The sequence below is a fragment of the Rhodothermus bifroesti genome (assembly GCF_017908595.1).
Lineage (GTDB): Bacteria > Bacteroidota > Rhodothermia > Rhodothermales > Rhodothermaceae > Rhodothermus > Rhodothermus bifroesti.
In genome coordinates, this window is record NZ_JAGKTL010000002.1 from 42,420 (window position 1) to 58,565 (window position 16,146).

Consider the following 16,146-nt stretch of genomic DNA (forward strand, 5'->3'; position numbering starts at 1 on the left):
CTTATGTGTCGTCCGCCACAGGTCGAAAAGCCATTATTTTTTCTAGACTACGACGGTACCTTAGCTCCTTTTTCTCCTGATCCCAAGTGGGCGTGGCCGCACCCGGTTGTGCCTGGATTGCTTACGCAGCTGGCCGAGCGATATCCGGTATGGATTGTCACTGGGCGACAACTTGAAGATTTAGATCGTTTGTTGCCCGTGGACCTGCCGGCAATCGGATTACATGGCTTGCAGGAGGGGCGTATTGGAGGGCCTAAGTCGTTCACAGTTTCGGATGCGCTGCGGCAACTGTTCAGCACGTTGCGGCAGCAGGTGCCCAAGGTTCCCGGACTTTGGGTTGAAGATAAGGGCCCTACCTTTGCGCTGCATTACCGGCAGGCGTCAGATGAAGCCGCGGTGCTTGCGGCACTCGAGCCCTGGCTGGCGATGGTGCCGGACACCCTAGCCATTATTCGGGGTAAGAAGGTGATAGAACTGCGTCCGCGTGCAGTCCATAAGGGTACCGCTGTGCTTTCGGTAGTCCGCAGTTTTCCCGATCATGTGCCGGTCTACCTCGGAGACGACGCGACCGATGAAGATGCATTTCGCGCCTTAGCCGAACGTGGCCTTACAATCAAGATAGGTGAGGGTCCGACGGCTGCGCAGTATCGCCTGCCAAGCATTGAGGCTGCAGTGGCGTATTTACAAAGCTATGTGTTTACCAGCCCTCGTGCAAACGCTGGATTTCCTGGAGGCGAAAAACCGCGTTAATTAGGCCTAAGTGGCTAAAGCCTTGGGGAAAGTTACCGAGCAGCTGCTGGGTTTCGGGGTGGACTTCTTCGGCGTAGAGCCCAAGGGGGGATTGCAAGCCAAGCAGGCGGTCTAAGGCGATGCGGGCTCGCTGCAGCTGGCCAGAGAGGGCAAGTACTTCCACAAGCCAAAACGAGGGCAGCAGAAAGGCGCCCTCAGGGCCTTCGATGCCATCGTCGTTCAGGTAGCGATAAAGCAAGGGGAAGGGACCTGCAGCCAGCCTTTCGAGGCAGCGTTGGAGTGTTTGCTGCACGCGCTCGTCGCTAGCAGGTAGAAATCCTACCAGCGGCATGATGAGTAGCGAGGCATCCAGGGCTTCGCTGCCGTAATACTGGGTAAAAGCACCGACTTTAGGATTCCAGGCCTTTGTGAGCACCTCTCGTCGTATTTTCGCGGCTTCGCGTTGCCATACGTCGACAGGGGCATCAGCAGCGCCTAAGCGGCGCGCCAGCTGCGTTGCGCGCGTTAGCGCAACCCAAGCCCAGACCTTGGAATAGGTATAATGAAACGCGCCGCTGCGGGCTTCCCAAATGCCAGAATCTGGCTCACGCCAGCGCTGCCGTACCTCTTCCGTCAAAGCTTGCAGCCGTTCCCATTCTATAATGGTAAGTGCACCGCCTTGTTGGTCGTAGCGCAGCGCGGCGTCGAGCAGACTGCCGTAAATGTCCAGCTGAAATTGCTCTACAGCCTCGTTACCAATGCGTACCGGTTGCGAGTCCAGATACCCACGCAAAGGGAGCGTGCGTTCAGGGAGATAACGCTCACCGCGAATGCCGTAGAGCACCTGGAGTGGCCCGCCTTCCAACACCTGTCCTAGCAGCCAATCGAGATAGGCCGTTCCTTCTTCAATGTAGCCTGCCTGAAACAATGCCCGCAAAATGAATGCAGAGTCGCGCACCCAAGAAAAGCGGTAATCCCAATTCCGTGGTCCGCCAGGCCATTCGGGCAGCGAGGTGGTGGGAGCTGCGATAATCGCTCCTGTAGGCTCATAGATCAACAACTTCAGCGTTAGTAAACTGCGCTCTACAGCATCCCGATAGCGTCCGTGATAGCTAAGGCGATCGATCCAGTTACGCCAGAAGGTACGTACTTGCCATAGCCGTCGGTCTCCTTGATAGATGGCCACCGGGTGAACCTGCGTTGCGCCCCAATCAGCCACAAGGTACGTGTCTTGTCCTTCTTCTAAGCAGACCTGTCCAATGGCGTAGTCATCCCAAATTTCTAAAGGTACTTCGGTAGAGAGGGCTATCGTCTCTTTTTCTGTGCTGGCCAATACGCCGTATGGTGAGGATGTGAGGGATGGAATTTGCGAGCCGTAGTCGAAGCGGGGAGCAAAGTAGATTGTAAGTTCTACGCGGCCTGCGACGCCTTCAAGGCGCCGGTAGATCTCTGCTGTGGGCGTTTTGCGGCGGGGAATGAAGGGCATAAAGTCCCGCACGCGTACGGTACCCTTCGGTGTTGTGAATTCCGTCACCAGTACATTAGTGCCTCGCTCGTAGCGCTGCGTTGCCTGAAAGGGTTCTGTAGGGCAAACGGCAAAGCAGCCAGCCCGAGGATCGAGCAAGGCTGCAAATTGGGCTGGGCTGTCAAAGTCCGGAAGGCAAGCCCAGTCGATAGCGCCATCGGCGCCAACCAGAACGGCTGTGCGACTGTCGCCAATCAGACCATAGGCTTCTAAGGGCTTAAATGTAGGAAGCTTCTGAGGATCAAAAGAAAACGTGCTCATGCACAGCCATGGCTATGAACTTTTGGAGAAAGCCTTTAGTTACTATAGACAATTCGAGGGTGTTCAACATAGAAAATTTTGCAATCAACGATGCCTGCCTATGCGCATCCTGAAGTGCTGGTCTCAACCGATTGGGTAGCTGAGCACCTCCAGGATACCGAAAACATCCGTATCGTGGAGTCAGACGAAGACGTGTTGCTCTATGAGACGGGCCATATCCCCAATGCGGTAAAGATTGACTGGCTGCAGGACTTACAGGATCCGGTTATTCGAGACTTCGTCAGCAAGGAGCGGTTTGAAGCGCTGTGTGCTTCGCGGGGCATTGCCAACGACACTACGGTTGTCTTTTATGGAGACAAAAACAACTGGTGGGCTTGCTATGCATTCTGGGTATTTAAGCTTTTTGGGCACGAAAAATGTCTGATCATGGATGGAGGGCGCCAGAAGTGGCTTGCCGAAGGCCGACCGTTGACGCGTCAGGTGCCCGTGTTTCCACGCACGACTTATCAGGCTAAGGATCCTGACCTTTCGATTCGCGCATTTCGCAACGAAGTGCTGACCCATGTACAGGCAGGCAAACCGCTGATCGACGTGCGTTCGCCGGCAGAATATCGTGGCGAGCTGACGCATGCACCGGACTACCCTCAGGAAGGGGCATTGCGTGCAGGCCACATTCCCGGTGCCAAGAACGTTCCCTGGAGCTTGGCTGTGCAAGAAGATGGCACGTTCAAGCCTCGTAAAGCCCTAGAGCGTATTTATCTTAAGGAAAAAGGCCTTAAGCCTAGCGACGAAGTCATTGCCTATTGCCGCATTGGTGAGCGTTCGAGCCACACCTGGTTTGTGCTAAAATACCTGCTTGGCTTTGAGCGGGTCAAAAACTACGATGGTTCGTGGACCGAGTGGGGCAACCTTGTGGGCGTGCCTATTGAGCAAGGCGATCCGGAAGCGCGTAAATGACCAAGCTGGAAAGCATCCTAGCGTTGTTCCAGGAGGCCGATCCGGAAATGCGGCTGGCGCTGCTGTTGGAGTTTGCGGAACGGCTACCTCCGTTACCAGCAGCCTATGTGCCGCTTCGGGATGCTGGACTGGGCATGGTGCACGAGTGCCAGTCTCCGGTATTTTTGCTGGTTGAACTCCAGGAGGGGTGCGTGCGCATTTATGCTGACGCTCCGCGTGAGGCGCCCACCCCGCGTGGATTTATAGCGTTGCTTATGGAAGCTTTTGATGGCGCTTTGCCAGAGCAGGTCTTAGCCGCACCGGAAGACCTCTTGTATCGTTTAGGTATTGCTCCGCTGCTGGGCATGCAGCGGTTGCGAGGGCTGACGGGAATCTATCAAAAGCTACGACGCGAGGTGGCCGAAAAGGCGACTAGGGGGTCAGGACAGCAAATCAGGGTTTAGAAAAGTTCGATGGCTGATCTCCTGTCGGAGCCGCTGCAAGGTAATGAGTTGTTGCATGATTTCGCGCAGGCGCGCTTCATCGTGTTGCGACCGCAACTGTTCTTGTTGGAGCTGGTGGATAACCGTGTCGATGCGTTGCAGCTTTAGCCGCACGATAGCGTCGGCAGCAATTTCAAAGGCTTGGTCAGAAATACGGGGTACGAGAATGCCGCGCCGCTTCCAGCCCTCGGAAGGCTCATAAGGATCCATCATGACATCGGTGGCTACTTGTTGCAGTTCCGCACCGTAGCGTCCCTCAAGAAAAGGGCGGGCGTCGATAGGCTCCCCGGCCTCATACTGTTCTAGCAGGCGGGCTGCCAACTGTCGCGGAGGGCCTTCGGTAAACTCCGCGAGCGCCATATGACCCAAGACAAAAGCCACCATAGAGCGTCCTTCCTGGAGCATCAGGCGCAACAGCAATTTTTCTGAAGGCAGTAAGGACTGTGATGGCTGGGGAGGGGAAGTCGGTGCAGAAGGTATGCGAGGGGGGGAGGAAGAAGGTAGGCTAGTGGACGAAAGCACACGCAAAAGTTCAAACAAACGCACTTCAGGGAGGCGAAGCACTTCGGAAGCGCGCCGAAGATAGGTTTCCCGCAAGAGAGGATCAGGGAAGCGGGCAATAGATTGCACGATTTCCCGGGCGAGTTGGGCTTCGCCTTCTGGCGTGTCCAGCATGCCCTGGCGTCGGGCCAGTTGGTGGCGAAACGAAATAAAATCGAGACGATAGCGCTCAAGGTATTCTTGGAGGGCTTCGCTGCTGTTTTGGTGTACAAACGAGTCAGGGTCTTCACCGGCAGGCAGCACCACCACATAGACGGGTAGGCCCTGCGCTAAACATAGATCGATGCTGCGTAGTGCAGCTTGCTCACCGGCCGGATCGGCATCGTAAAGCAGCAGTATGCGCTTGGCGTAGCGTGCTAAAAGCCGGACCTGCTCTAAGGTGAGTGCGGTGCCACTGGTGGCAACGGTGTGTTCAATACCCGCTTGATGGAGGGCAATTACGTCTGTGTAGCCTTCGACCAGAATGGCTTCTTCCAGCTTGCGAATAGCATGGCGTGCTTGATAAAGGCCGTAGAGTACCCGTCCTTTTTGGTAGACTGGCGTTTCAGGAGAATTAATGTATTTAGGCTGTTCAGGATCAGGCTCTAGAAGGCGCCCAGCAAATCCCACCACCTTGCCCACGTGCGAAAAGATCGGAAACATCAGTCGATGTCGGAAGCGGTCGTAGAATCCGCCGCGTTCGCGCCGGGGGAGCACTAGGCCTGCCTGCTCAAAGACCTCCAGGCGAAAGCCAGATGCGACCGCTGCTGTGGCTAAAGCATCCCAAGCTTTGGGGGCATAGCCTAATCCAAAACGCTGCGCGGTAGCTGGACGAACGCCTCGGCTTTTGAGATAAGCGCGGGCAAGCTTGCCCGATGTTTCGTGCGTCAGCTGGGTAAAATAAAAGCGTGCTGCAAAGCGCAATGCCTGAAACAGCGGTTCGCGTTCATCTTCGCCCGCTTCTTCACTCTGGGGCAGCGGAATGCCAGCACGTTCCGCTAAGAGGCGCACAGCCTCTACAAAGCTCACCCCTTCGATTTGCTGGATAAAAGCAAATACATCCCCTCCTGCGCCACACCCAAAGCACTTGAAGATCCCTAGTTTGGGATTTACACTAAAAGAGGGGGTTTTTTCCTGATGGAAAGGGCACAACCCAAAATAATTTGATCCCCGCTGCTTGAGCGGAACGTACGCGCCAACAACCTCAACGATGTCAAGGCTGGCGCGGATGGCTGCAAGCGTTTCATCCGGGATGCGCATGAAGCCAGACCAAAAAACTGAGCCACAGCAAAGTTAAACCATGTACGCCTGCAACAGTCCCTCGATCCGTGCTGAACCAATGCCGCATCAGGACGTTTGGCACAGCCGTAGTTTCAAACGATCGCTATGATGTCAACCCAAAGCCCTAAGCTAGCCGCGCTGCGACGGCTTTTTCCGCACACGCAAGCGCAAATTTACCTCAACCACGCGGCAACCGGTCCGCTCAGTCGACCCGTAGTGCGTGCTGTTCAGCGTTATCTCTGGCAACGCCATCAAGGCCCGATCGACAACTATGCTGAGCTAGAGGCTATTGTGCAGGAAACCCGAAGGTTGGTAGCGCAGCTGCTGGGCACCTCGCCCGATCGCATCGCTTTTGCCCCCAGCACGTCGGCTGCTTTAGGACTGCTTGCACAGGGGTTGGATTGGAAGCCAGGAGACCGGATTGCTATCCCTGCCTGCGAATTTCCAGCAAATGTATTTCCGTTTCTCAATTTGCAACGCAAAGGCGTTGTGGTCGATTTTATTCCTCATCGCAACGGTACGTTTACGGTTGAGGATGTTGCCCGTGTGTTAACACCCCGAACACGTCTGGTTACGCTAAGTTGGGTGCAGTTTCTGTCGGGGTTCTGTGCAGACCTTTCGGCTATTGCAGCGCTTTGCCACGAACGGGGCATCTGGCTTAGTGTCGATGCCATTCAGGGCTTGGGCGCACTGCCCTTAAACGTGGAGGTATCGGGGGTCGATTTTCTGGCCAGTGGCACGCATAAGTGGCTTATGGGATTGCAAGGGCTAGCTCTTTGCTACGTGCGGCCCGAGTTGCAAGCCGTGTTACATCCGCCCGCGGGCTGGTTGCACGGTCCTGTTGATTGGGAGCACCTAACGGACTATCGGCTTATCTTTTATCCAGATGCGCGTCGCTACGAAACCGGCACACTAAATCAAACTGCCCTGGTTGCGCTACATGCTGCTTTGCGACTACACCTAGCTGCGGGACCTGCGTGGTGTGCGCGGCGCGTGCTCGCATTGCAGCAGCGCTTAGGTGAAGGACTGGAGCAATTGGGTTTGACCCGCTACGGTAGTGCTGATCCTGCGCACGCTTCTGGGATCATTAGCGTGCAGCATCCACAGGCCCAGGCATTAGCGCTTGCGCTGCAACGCCGGCATATTGTGGTTTCAGTACGCAATGGCATGCTTCGCTTTTCTCCTACCTACTACAACAGCATGCAAGAAATCGATCTTACGCTTGAGGCCGTAGCAGACTTTTTGGGCAAACGCAAACGGTCGCGTAATGCAAAATAAAAAGGCTCCTCCATTTTCAGAGGAGCCTATGAGAACCAGTAAAGGTGAGCAGCCGGACCTATAGCGCCTTTACTGTCCCATGAACACGCCTTCGATATCCTCTGGGCGATTGTTTTCCCCGTTTTCCATCTGGCGTCGCTGCGAACGCCGGTTGCCCTGATGACCGAAGTTGTACGTAAAGGTCAGAAACACCTGCTGGGCGTTCCAGCTCCGCGTAAAGCGCTGGTAAAAGAGTGCGTCTTCCCGCACGCCTTCAAAGCGCATCGTGTTGAACAGATCGCTAATGCGTACGCTAAGGCTAGCTTGGTTGTTGAGGAATTGCTGACGTAGCGCTAGGTCGGCCATGGAGCGGCCAGAGATGCGGCCGCGTTCTACATCGAGCGGCGAGCTGTAGAAGTAGGAGAACTGCAGTGCTAGGCCAGGCATCAGCGTCATGGTGGTGTTGAGCCGCGTGCTCCATCCAATGGCATCGCTGCCCAGGTCTGTGTCGACGTTGCTTCCATCGGTAGTAACGCGGAAAACGTTGAGGCTAGCAAAAGCATTCAGTCGATTGCCTAAACGGAACGTGCCTACGGTTTCAACCCCCCAGTCGTCCCGAGAAGCCAAGTTTTTGAACGTTACAATGGAAACGCCGCTCGACGGATCTAGTGTTTCGTACCACCGGATGACGTCCACGGTGTAGCGATAGTAGGGGGTGAGCGTGAGCGTCAAGGCAGGCGAGATCCACGAGTAGCTCAGCTCAAAAGCATGGGTGTATTCTGGATCAAGATAAGGGTTACCTTGGCGCCGGAATAAGGGATCGTCGTAATCGCTCAGTGGATTGAGCTGCCAGGTATTGGGACGGTTGATCCGCTTACTGTAGCTTAGGCGAAACTGATGCGTTTGCACTGGGCGGAAGCTCAGAAAAACGCTTGGGAAGAGGCTGAAATAATCTTTTTGGTAGGTTTCCCCCAATGTTTTCTGCACAAACTCGGTGCGTGCCTGCTCGGCCCGTAGACCTAGCTGTACGCCAAAGACCCCGGCATCGTAATTCACGATGCCATAGGCGGCGTGCTGTTCCAAGGTATAGCGAAAGTTATTGGCAAGACGACGCGGGTTGTTCGAGAAGATCTCATAGCTTTGCGCGTAGTCATTTTGGTTTAGGCTGCCTTTATAGCCAGCTTCTAAGCGCAGCCGATCGCTGAGCGGGCGCATATAGTCGATCTGCAGCGAAAGCGTAGATTCGCGTTCGTCCTGCTCGTTGCGTTCCCGCTGGAGCAGTTGGGTTGGATCTCCTTCGAGCGACAGGGCCTGCTGCACGTAGTGCTCGAGCTCGTCGTCGCGTTCGCGCTCGAAGCGCAGCTCTGCGTTAAGTTCATGTTTGGAAGGGTCGACGACGCGCCGGAAAAAGAGGCGGTAGTCCATGTTGAAGTCGTTGCGGCGGCCGTCTACACGCCGTTCATATTGGGATAGCAGGTTTTGGGAGGCGTCCAAGTTTTGGTAAAGCGCGCGACTATCTTGGCTGCCGCCGCGAAAACTAAGCAGTGCGGAAGCGCCTAGCGTGCTGATACGGTTTAGGCTGTATTCTAGCGTGGCGTTGAGGTTGTGGGCGTAACGGTTAAACGTGCCCCGGTCGAGCTGTTCTAAATAGGTGAGTGGGTCCTCGTAGCGGTTTTCACGAAAACGTTCGCCTTCAACAGGGCGATTGCCCGTGCGAAAGCCGTAGTTTGTGGTTAGGTTAATCCGGTTACGCTGGTAGGTAAGCGTTCCAGAAGCGTTGTAGGTATCTTGCGTACCTGCCCCCAGGGTAAGGTTGCCACCTAAGCCTAAGTCTTGATTTTGCCGCAGTACAATGTTGATCAGTCCGGCCATGCCGTCTGGTTCGTACTTGGCCGAGGGGTTGGGGATGATTTCCACACGCTCGATCGCATCCGCAGGGAGTCCTTCCAGAAAGCGGGTTAAGGTTTCGCCCTGAAGGGCAGAAGGCCGACCGTTAATCAGGATGGCCACGTTTTGATTCCCGCGTAGGCTAATGCGGCCTTCGACATCGATCTCTACCGAAGGAATGTTACGCAGCACGTCGACGGCTGCACCCCCAACGCTGACCAGTTGCTCCCGGGTATTGTAGACGATACGATCGATGCCGATCTCCACTGCTTCGCGCTCAGCGGTAACCTGCACTTCCTGCAGTAAAGCGGTATCAGGTGTCAGACGAATTACCCCTAAATCAACCTGCAAGGCCGCAGGTGGCCGCAAGGTGACGTCCGAGATCACCTGCCGCTGATAGCCTACAAAGCTGATGGTTACATAATAGCGGCCAGGGCGTAGCCCTTCGATAGCAAAACGTCCCTGCGCATCGGTTACCGCACCTGTAACCAATGTGGAATCGCTGCTTCGCCACACGGCAATGGTGGCCGTTTCAACCGGTTTGTTGGTCGAGGCATCCAGCACCTGCCCAGAAAGACGCGCCAAAATTGGGGGACCAGCTGTACGATCCTGAGCCTGTGCCGCTCCGGTCAGCCAGGCCCCCAAAAGCAATCCCCAAAGTGCAGCCCGCGTCCACATAGCGTTTTCTCCTGAAAATTTGCGTCGTTGACCACAGCGTTATACTGAAAGGGGCGGTGTTCGGATACGCTATGGTGCATGAGCCGCACAGACCTGTTATGAGTTGCACGAACGCGCTGTGGACGGGAGAACTCACCGGCTGACGATAACTGGGAAGGTGCGGGTAACGTTTGGCAATTGTAAGCGGACAAGGTAAAGCCCTGCGGCTACTCGACGGCCATAAGCATCTTGGCCTTTCCAGAGATAGGTAAAATGCCCGGCTGGCAGCTCAGGTGTCGATTCCATGTAAAGCTGGCGTCCTAATAGATCAAAAACCCCTACCGTGAGCGAAGCTGGGGCCGGAAGACGGCCAGAAAACACCACGGCTTGGTGATGTTCTGGAAAGAACGGTTGGGGATAAGGGGGCAAAAAGAGCACTTGCTGGGGAAGCTCAAGCGGCATCTCCTCAGGTGGGGATGTGCGGACCTGGGTGGGGAGGTAACGTTCTTCAGGGGAGACCGCAATCCAACGCAAAGGAGATCGCGTGTCGGCGTCTGTACCATGCAGTAACCCTAAAGCATAACTTCCGGCGGGGAAAGGTTGACCATCTAGGCGGTACAGTACAAGCGTAATTCGGCCTTCCGGCTGGCCTAGCTGCAAGGAGGCATGAGCAGGAAGCCGGATGGTAGTCGAATCGTATCGAAGCGATGCCGCTCGGGGCAGTGTAAGTTGCAAAGCTCCAAACGCTACGGTGGATTCAACCTGCAAGCGTAGCTGATCTGGTCCGTCAGCCAGCAGGTATAGTACTATGGGGGTATCGTTTTTCCCAGGTTCTTGGGGCAGTGTCGGCGGAGGTACGGGTAGAGGATGCCCATCAGGCCAGGTGTCGCGGGCGATCGCTTGGGCAAGCAATACGATGTCTTCCAGGTGTAGCTGCCCATCGCCTTGAGGAAATGGCGCCACGTCCAGCACAAGCCGGTCTTGGCCGTCTGGTCTAGTGAGTCCAAGCACATAGCGAATGCTGCGCTGGAGGTCGGCAACATCGACGCGCCCATCTTCAGTCGGATCTCCTAAGCCCCCGGTGCCCAGTGCCTCGACAACGACTAAGCTATCGCCCTCGGTAGCGTTATGCCGCAGGCGCAGCGTTGTCGTCCGCCAGCCAAAATCCCGAAGTGTGGGATGGAACGTGAGCATGAGGGCAGCGGTGTCGTTGGGTGCTAAGTCGAGCGAATCAGGTAACAGACGTAAGGTAGGATCTAGGGGCTGCCTTGCCCAAAGGCGTACTGACCGCAAACCTCCAGGATTGACTATCCGAAGGGCAGTCGTGCGGCTGCTGCCCACGGCCGTGGGACCTAAACGTAACGTGTCGGCAAGGATCCGAATGTAGGCCAAGCGGGGCCGAATTGTGAGCCTCTGAGCTCTAGGATAGCGAGCTAGCGTAATGAGCGTGGCTTCTGGTGTGGCTGCTGTGGCCCGGAGCTCTTTGAGGATAACTTTCCCGGAAACTTGGGTGCCAACGTCGGCCGCTACAAGCTGCAGGCGCAAGAGCTCGGGATAGTCGTTGGGCGCTAGTCCAGCGCCGACGTTGTCAAGCATGAGCAACGTGACATTGCGGCCTTGCTGTGCCAGCTGCAGGGTCCAGTTGCTAGCGTTAGGTAGGGAGGCGCCTGGGCGTATGCTGATGTTCAGCCAGGGAATAGCTGGCAACTCCAACTGCAGCTGCAAACCTTGCATGGGTAGCAAGGGAGCGTCCCAACGCAAGCGCAGCGCAAGCGTTAAGGTGTCGAGCGCCAGGGCAGTGGTACGGACGGGGAGTAAACCAAGATAGCTGTTAGGCAGCTCAGCTGTAGCGCTCAAGTGCACGATGTAGGTAAAAGCTCCTGTACGCAGCGCCCAAGCATCAAACCAAGACCCTTCAGCGGAAGGGGCTACCGCGAGCTGCAGCGTGTCGGTGCTGCCAGCTGTAAGGTGGCGGGTGTTTGGCTGTCCTAGCCAAGGCGTAGGAAGCGGCGGTAGGGCGATGGTGAGTGCCGAGTCGGTCTGATTGCGCAGGATGAGTTGGATGCTTACTGTGTCGCCTGGGGCAACAAAGCCGGCGTGTACTGCTGGTGGTAATGCCACAAATGGCGGGCGCGAAAGCGTTCCTGTGCCGTAGAGCGTGATATCGTCCAGCTGCAGGCGCGCGCTGCTGCTTTGTCCGCCCAAAGCATCAAAGCAGAGCTGCAAAGCTGCTCTGCCGGAAAGGGTGTTCGGTAGGGCAAAACTGAACCTGACCCAACTGCCATCGGTTTGGGGAAGCGCCTGTCCAGCGGGTGCAATGACGTAAGGAAAGGTTTGGCCTCCATCGATCGAAGCGCGCACAACAAGATGTAAGGAGGGGTATGAAGCTGTTCGGCGTGCCCAGTAGGTCAGTTGTGTTAAAGCCGCTTGCGTGACATCTAGTACTGGTGAGCAAAGGCGATCCCCCTCTTGACCTTGCAGGGCAAAGCTGTTACCGCCAGATCCTGACGAAGGCGTTTGTGTCGTGACTGTCCAGCGCGTAGCTTGCCAGCCTGGAGGAAAGGGCAAGAGCGTTGTTACGGTTTCTTGAAAAAGAACGTTTTGGGCATACAGGGGGCTTAAAGGCAACAAGCATAGCAGCCAAAGGTGCCGTATCATGGTGTTGAAACGCTTGGCTTAAGGCGAAAGGACCTTGAGGCCGGCACAGAGCGGCAGGGCATCCGACCTTTCTTTCGAAAGAAAAAGGGTACATTGAGGAATAACGCAGCCCTGTGTTTAGAATCCGTGAAATTGTGTTGGTGAAATCCTCTCCGTGCGGTTCATATATTGCAGCGTGCAGTTCATTACGCTAGGAGGTGACCTTAAGCGCTGCAAAGCGTTCTATTTACATCTTCCGAAAAGCAAACAGATTATGGTGCAAATGCGGCAGGGATGGTGGCGCAGCTGGTGGGGCACAGCCGTTGTGATTTGGCTGTTTTGGACGTTTTTGGCGGTGCTGGTAGCTACCGGCAAGCTCCTGGACCCACGTCTGGCGGCGCATAGTGCTGCCTTGGTGCAGCGGCAGGTGTTGCATGTTTTCTCTGAGTTTTATAGTTGGGCTTTGCTAACCCCGTTTATTTTTTGGATCAGCCGTCGGTTGACGTTCGACCGACCGCATTGGGGAAGGCGGTTGCTAATGCATGGGGCAATTGGGGTGGGTGTGGCTTTGCTGATGGAGATTTGGGTGGATTTCTTGTATTTCTATGTGTATCAGCTGCCTTGGCGACGTGGGCCATTTGACTTGTTTGCGGGCATTCGGCACTTTTGGTTCATTAACGAGCTAGTGACCTATTTTGCGGTGCTCGCTGCTGGTTTTGCCCGGGATTATTTTATTCGTTACCAGCAGCGTCAAGAAGAGACAATTCGGCTTCGGGCGCAAGCTGCCGACTTGCAAGCGCGCCTGACCGAAGCCCGGCTCCAAGCCTTGCGGATGCAACTAAACCCGCATTTTTTGTTTAACACGCTGCATGCCATCTCGGCGTTGGTTGAGCGGGATCCTCGAGGGGTACGGCACATGATTGCGCGTTTGAGTGAACTGCTGCGCTACGCTCTGGATGAAAGTGCCACGCAAGAGGTTCCTTTGTCTCAAGAATTGCGCTTCTTAGAAGGGTATCTCGAAATTCAGCAAATCCGTTTTCAGGGCCGCTTAGCGGTGCAAAAAGAAATTGCGTCGGATGTGCTGGAAGCCCTAGTGCCTACGCTCATTTTGCAGCCATTGGTCGAAAATGCGGTCAAGCATGGCGTTGGGCAGCTAGAAGGTCCAGGCCAGATTACACTGAAAGCTTGGCGTGAAAAGGATTATTTATGCCTCAGCGTTCGCGACAATGGTCCCGGTTTTGCAGGAAATGGGCGGTGGCGGGAGGGGTTGGGGCTGCGCAATACGCGAGCGCGGCTTGAGGGGCTCTACGGTGAGGCTTATCAGATGGTGTTGCGTGAAGCCCTCGAGGGGGGGCTGGAAGTCTGCATCCGGCTACCGTATCATACCCAGGCTGATTTGCGCGTAGTCGCTCATGCCGATGTCTGAACGCCTGATGCGTGTGCTCATTGTCGATGATGAGCCACTGGCCCGTCAGCGCCTGGTAGATCTGTTGCAGGACCGCAGTGGGGTAGTGCTGGTAGGGGAAGCAGCTAGCGGTCCTGAGGCCCTTGAAGCCATCCAGGAGCTGCAGCCTGATCTGGTTTTTCTCGATGTTCAGATGCCGGGTATGACCGGTCTTGATGTTGTGCGCCAGCTGGGTCCGGAGCATATGCCGCTAACAATTTTTGTGACGGCCTATGATCAGTATGCGCTGAAGGCTTTTGAGGTGGCTGCTGTGGATTATCTACTGAAGCCCTTTGATGATGAGCGCTTTGAGCAGGCCTTTGAACGCGCCCGCCGGCTTTGGCGACTTCAAGAGGTAGAGACGCTTCGAGAGCGTTTACTGACACTTTTGCAAAACGAACAGCCAGAGCCACCTAAACCTCCAGCTTCGCCTTACCTAGAGCGTATTGCGGTGGAAATGCGCGGGCAGGTGCGTGTCATTCCAGTGCAGCAGATCGAGTATATTATTGCCAGTGGTCCCTATGCAGAGTTGCACGTGGGCACTCAGGTCTATGTGATTCGGGAGCAAATGCAGACGTTGGAAGAGCGGCTCAACCCGGAGCAGTTTATTCGGATTCACCGCTCGGCGATTGTACGCATCGACCTGATCGACGTGTTGCTACGTGGAGCTGGTGGGCGTTACGCGGTACGTCTGAAAAACGGTGTTCGCCTTAAAGTTAGCCGAAGCCGTCGAGAAGCGCTTGAACGTCGACTTGGATTAATACCTAAAGCTTAAAAATGGTCGTTTTGTTTCGAAATCGCTGGTTCTGGCTGGGGCTTGGCCTCATGCTGGTGCTTTGGGCTGGGTGGCAAACCGTAGGTGCACAGCGCCGGTTAGGTCAGCGGGTGACCCATCATTCCGGTGGGCCGCTGCTGCCTGAGCAAGCTGCGTACAACATTTCATTTTATGATCTGCAGCTTAAGGTAGATCCAGAAGCCCGTCGTATCGATGGGGTGATGGAAGCGCAGGCGCAGGTGGTGCATCCCTTGATTTGGTTTGTGCTGGATCTAGACACAGCGCTAGCCATACGTCAGATTGAAGCGCGCGAAGCCGACCAATGGACTGCAAAACCTTTTGAGCACCGGTCGGATGGTCGGATCTGGATCCACTTAGGGCGCACCTATCAGCCTGGGGAACGCCTTGCTGTGCGCGTACACTATGGAGGCAAGCCCCGCCAAGCGCCTGCTCCTCCCTGGATCGGCGGCTTTACCTGGGCGCACACAGCCGACGGCTTGCCCTGGATTGCAACCTCGAACCAAGGGGAAGGGGCCGATTTGTGGTGGCCTTGTAAAGATCACCCTTCGGATGAACCCGACTCGATGCTGCTCCGCATCACAGTCCCTGAGCCGCTTGTAGTAGCGAGTAACGGCCGTCTGCAGCGTGTCGAATCTCATGCCGACGGTACCCGCACCTACCATTGGTTTGTCTCTACACCAATCAACAACTACGGCGTAGCACTCCATATTGCGCCTTATCGGACCGTTGACACAACCTATCTCAGCATTGCCGGCGACACGGTCCCGGTCACTTTTTGGGTACTGCCCGAACGCGAAGCCGATGCGCGTCGCATGCTGCCAGAATTCCTCGATCATATGGCGTTCTTTGAGCGCCTTTTAGGGCCTTATCCGTTTCGGCAGGACAAGTACGGCATCGCCCATACGCCTTTTTTAGGTATGGAGCACCAAACGATCATTGCCTATGGCAGTGATTTTTCGACCCGACCCTACGGTTTTGACTGGTTGCATCATCATGAGTTGGCGCATGAGTGGTGGGGCAACATGGTCACGGCCTACGACTGGAAGGATTTCTGGCTGCATGAAGGCTTTGGAACCTATATGCAGGCGCTTTATGCTGAAGCGCGTTTTGGTGCAGAAGCCTATCGGGCAGAACTGCAACGCTACCGGCCTATGATCCGTAACCGGCAACCCATTGCACCGCGCACTTCTAAAACCACCACGGAAATGTATTTTTCCGACCCTGAGACTGGCCAGTCCGATAACGACATTTACTACAAAGGCGCTTGGGTGCTCCACACGTTGCGTTACCTGATTGGGGATAAAGCCTTTTTCCAAGCGTTGCGGCGTATGGCCTATCCTGACCCAGCATTAGAACTACAGTCGGGCTGTGCCTGTCGGTTTGTTACGACCGACGATTTTGTAGCGATTGCAGAGCAGGTCTCAGGTCAAAGGTTAGATTGGTTTTTTGAAGTCTATGTCCGCCGGGCCGAGCTGCCCCGCTTACATGTGACGCGAACCGTCGACAGTTTGCATGTGCACTGGCAAGCGCCAGAAGGGTTGCCTTTTGCGCTGCCGGTAGAAGTGCAAGTAGGTGAAACGCGCTACCGGTTGGTGATGAACGACGGAAAAGCCGCTCTGGCTTTGCCTGCGCAGGCCCCTGAGCCTGTGATCGATCCTGAGGGCTGGATTTTGCGCGCGCTGCCTTGAGGTAG

The 16,146-nt window shown here is 55.6% G+C and carries 11 protein-coding genes; 7 read left to right on the plus strand and 4 right to left on the minus strand.

What is annotated here, in order from left to right:
* The first annotated feature begins 3 nt into the window (after positions 1-3).
* On the plus strand, positions 4-750 hold the full coding sequence (gene otsB, locus J8E65_RS03890) for a trehalose-phosphatase (protein ID WP_210374107.1): 747 nt from the start codon (positions 4-6) through the stop codon (positions 748-750).
* Here otsB and J8E65_RS03895 read toward each other — a convergent pair.
* On the minus strand, positions 698-2,515 hold the full coding sequence (locus J8E65_RS03895) for a glycoside hydrolase family 15 protein (protein WP_210374108.1): 1,818 nt from the start codon (positions 2,513-2,515) through the stop codon (positions 698-700). The two genes, otsB and J8E65_RS03895, sit on opposite strands and share 53 nt — an antisense overlap.
* A gap of 90 nt (positions 2,516-2,605) precedes the next feature.
* Between J8E65_RS03895 and J8E65_RS03900 the strand changes: the two genes are divergently transcribed.
* Positions 2,606-3,472, plus strand: a complete 867-nt coding sequence (locus J8E65_RS03900) for a sulfurtransferase (RefSeq protein WP_210374109.1) — start codon at positions 2,606-2,608, stop codon at positions 3,470-3,472.
* Positions 3,469-3,915, plus strand: a complete 447-nt coding sequence (locus tag J8E65_RS03905; protein ID WP_210374110.1) for a SufE family protein — start codon at positions 3,469-3,471, stop codon at positions 3,913-3,915. Before J8E65_RS03900 ends, J8E65_RS03905 begins: the two co-directional genes overlap by 4 nt.
* Here J8E65_RS03905 and dnaG read toward each other — a convergent pair.
* Positions 3,892-5,754, minus strand: a complete 1,863-nt coding sequence (gene dnaG, locus J8E65_RS03910; RefSeq protein WP_210374111.1) for a DNA primase — start codon at positions 5,752-5,754, stop codon at positions 3,892-3,894. The genes J8E65_RS03905 and dnaG overlap by 24 nt on opposite strands.
* A gap of 126 nt (positions 5,755-5,880) precedes the next feature.
* On the opposite strand from dnaG, the gene J8E65_RS03915 reads away from it, so the two are divergent.
* Complete coding sequence (locus J8E65_RS03915) at positions 5,881-7,053, plus strand: aminotransferase class V-fold PLP-dependent enzyme (RefSeq protein WP_237181635.1); 1,173 nt, start codon at positions 5,881-5,883, stop codon at positions 7,051-7,053.
* A gap of 69 nt (positions 7,054-7,122) precedes the next feature.
* Here the strand turns inward: J8E65_RS03915 and J8E65_RS03920 are convergent, their stop codons facing one another.
* Positions 7,123-9,597: a TonB-dependent receptor gene (locus J8E65_RS03920; RefSeq protein WP_210374112.1), complete on the minus strand. Its 2,475-nt coding sequence runs from the start codon at positions 9,595-9,597 to the stop codon at positions 7,123-7,125.
* Positions 9,598-9,729: 132 nt separating this feature from the next.
* On the minus strand, positions 9,730-12,234 hold the full coding sequence (locus J8E65_RS03925) for a hypothetical protein (RefSeq protein ID WP_210374113.1): 2,505 nt from the start codon (positions 12,232-12,234) through the stop codon (positions 9,730-9,732).
* Positions 12,235-12,487: 253 nt separating this feature from the next.
* Between J8E65_RS03925 and J8E65_RS03930 the strand changes: the two genes are divergently transcribed.
* Genes J8E65_RS03930 through J8E65_RS03940 form a run of 3 tightly spaced genes read left to right on the plus strand, consistent with a single transcriptional unit; the run spans position 12,488 to position 16,141 of the window.
* Positions 12,488-13,639 carry a sensor histidine kinase gene (locus J8E65_RS03930; protein ID WP_210374114.1) on the plus strand — a complete coding sequence of 384 codons (1,152 nt, stop codon included), beginning with the start codon at positions 12,488-12,490 and terminating at the stop codon, positions 13,637-13,639.
* Positions 13,626-14,432 carry a LytR/AlgR family response regulator transcription factor gene (locus J8E65_RS03935; RefSeq protein ID WP_210374115.1) on the plus strand — a complete coding sequence of 269 codons (807 nt, stop codon included), beginning with the start codon at positions 13,626-13,628 and terminating at the stop codon, positions 14,430-14,432. The genes J8E65_RS03930 and J8E65_RS03935 overlap by 14 nt, the downstream gene beginning before the upstream one ends.
* Before the next feature lie 2 nt (positions 14,433-14,434).
* Positions 14,435-16,141, plus strand: coding sequence for a M1 family metallopeptidase (locus J8E65_RS03940; RefSeq protein WP_210374116.1), 1,707 nt, complete (start codon positions 14,435-14,437; stop codon positions 16,139-16,141).
* The last annotated feature ends 5 nt before the right edge of the window (positions 16,142-16,146 follow it).

What these genes read in the sequence shown, in the direction of transcription:
- otsB (WP_210374107.1), top strand. Translation starts at nt 4, where the DNA reads ATGTGTCGTCCGCCACAGGTCGAAAAGCCATTATTTTTTCTAGACTAC.
- J8E65_RS03895 (WP_210374108.1), bottom strand. Translation starts at nt 2,515, where the DNA reads ATGAGCACGTTTTCTTTTGATCCTCAGAAGCTTCCTACATTTAAGCCC.
- J8E65_RS03900 (WP_210374109.1), top strand. Translation starts at nt 2,606, where the DNA reads ATGCCTGCCTATGCGCATCCTGAAGTGCTGGTCTCAACCGATTGGGTA.
- J8E65_RS03905 (WP_210374110.1), top strand. Translation starts at nt 3,469, where the DNA reads ATGACCAAGCTGGAAAGCATCCTAGCGTTGTTCCAGGAGGCCGATCCG.
- dnaG (WP_210374111.1), bottom strand. Translation starts at nt 5,754, where the DNA reads ATGCGCATCCCGGATGAAACGCTTGCAGCCATCCGCGCCAGCCTTGAC.
- J8E65_RS03915 (WP_237181635.1), top strand. Translation starts at nt 5,881, where the DNA reads ATGATGTCAACCCAAAGCCCTAAGCTAGCCGCGCTGCGACGGCTTTTT.
- J8E65_RS03920 (WP_210374112.1), bottom strand. Translation starts at nt 9,597, where the DNA reads ATGTGGACGCGGGCTGCACTTTGGGGATTGCTTTTGGGGGCCTGGCTG.
- J8E65_RS03925 (WP_210374113.1), bottom strand. Translation starts at nt 12,234, where the DNA reads ATGATACGGCACCTTTGGCTGCTATGCTTGTTGCCTTTAAGCCCCCTG.
- J8E65_RS03930 (WP_210374114.1), top strand. Translation starts at nt 12,488, where the DNA reads ATGGTGCAAATGCGGCAGGGATGGTGGCGCAGCTGGTGGGGCACAGCC.
- J8E65_RS03935 (WP_210374115.1), top strand. Translation starts at nt 13,626, where the DNA reads ATGCCGATGTCTGAACGCCTGATGCGTGTGCTCATTGTCGATGATGAG.
- J8E65_RS03940 (WP_210374116.1), top strand. Translation starts at nt 14,435, where the DNA reads ATGGTCGTTTTGTTTCGAAATCGCTGGTTCTGGCTGGGGCTTGGCCTC.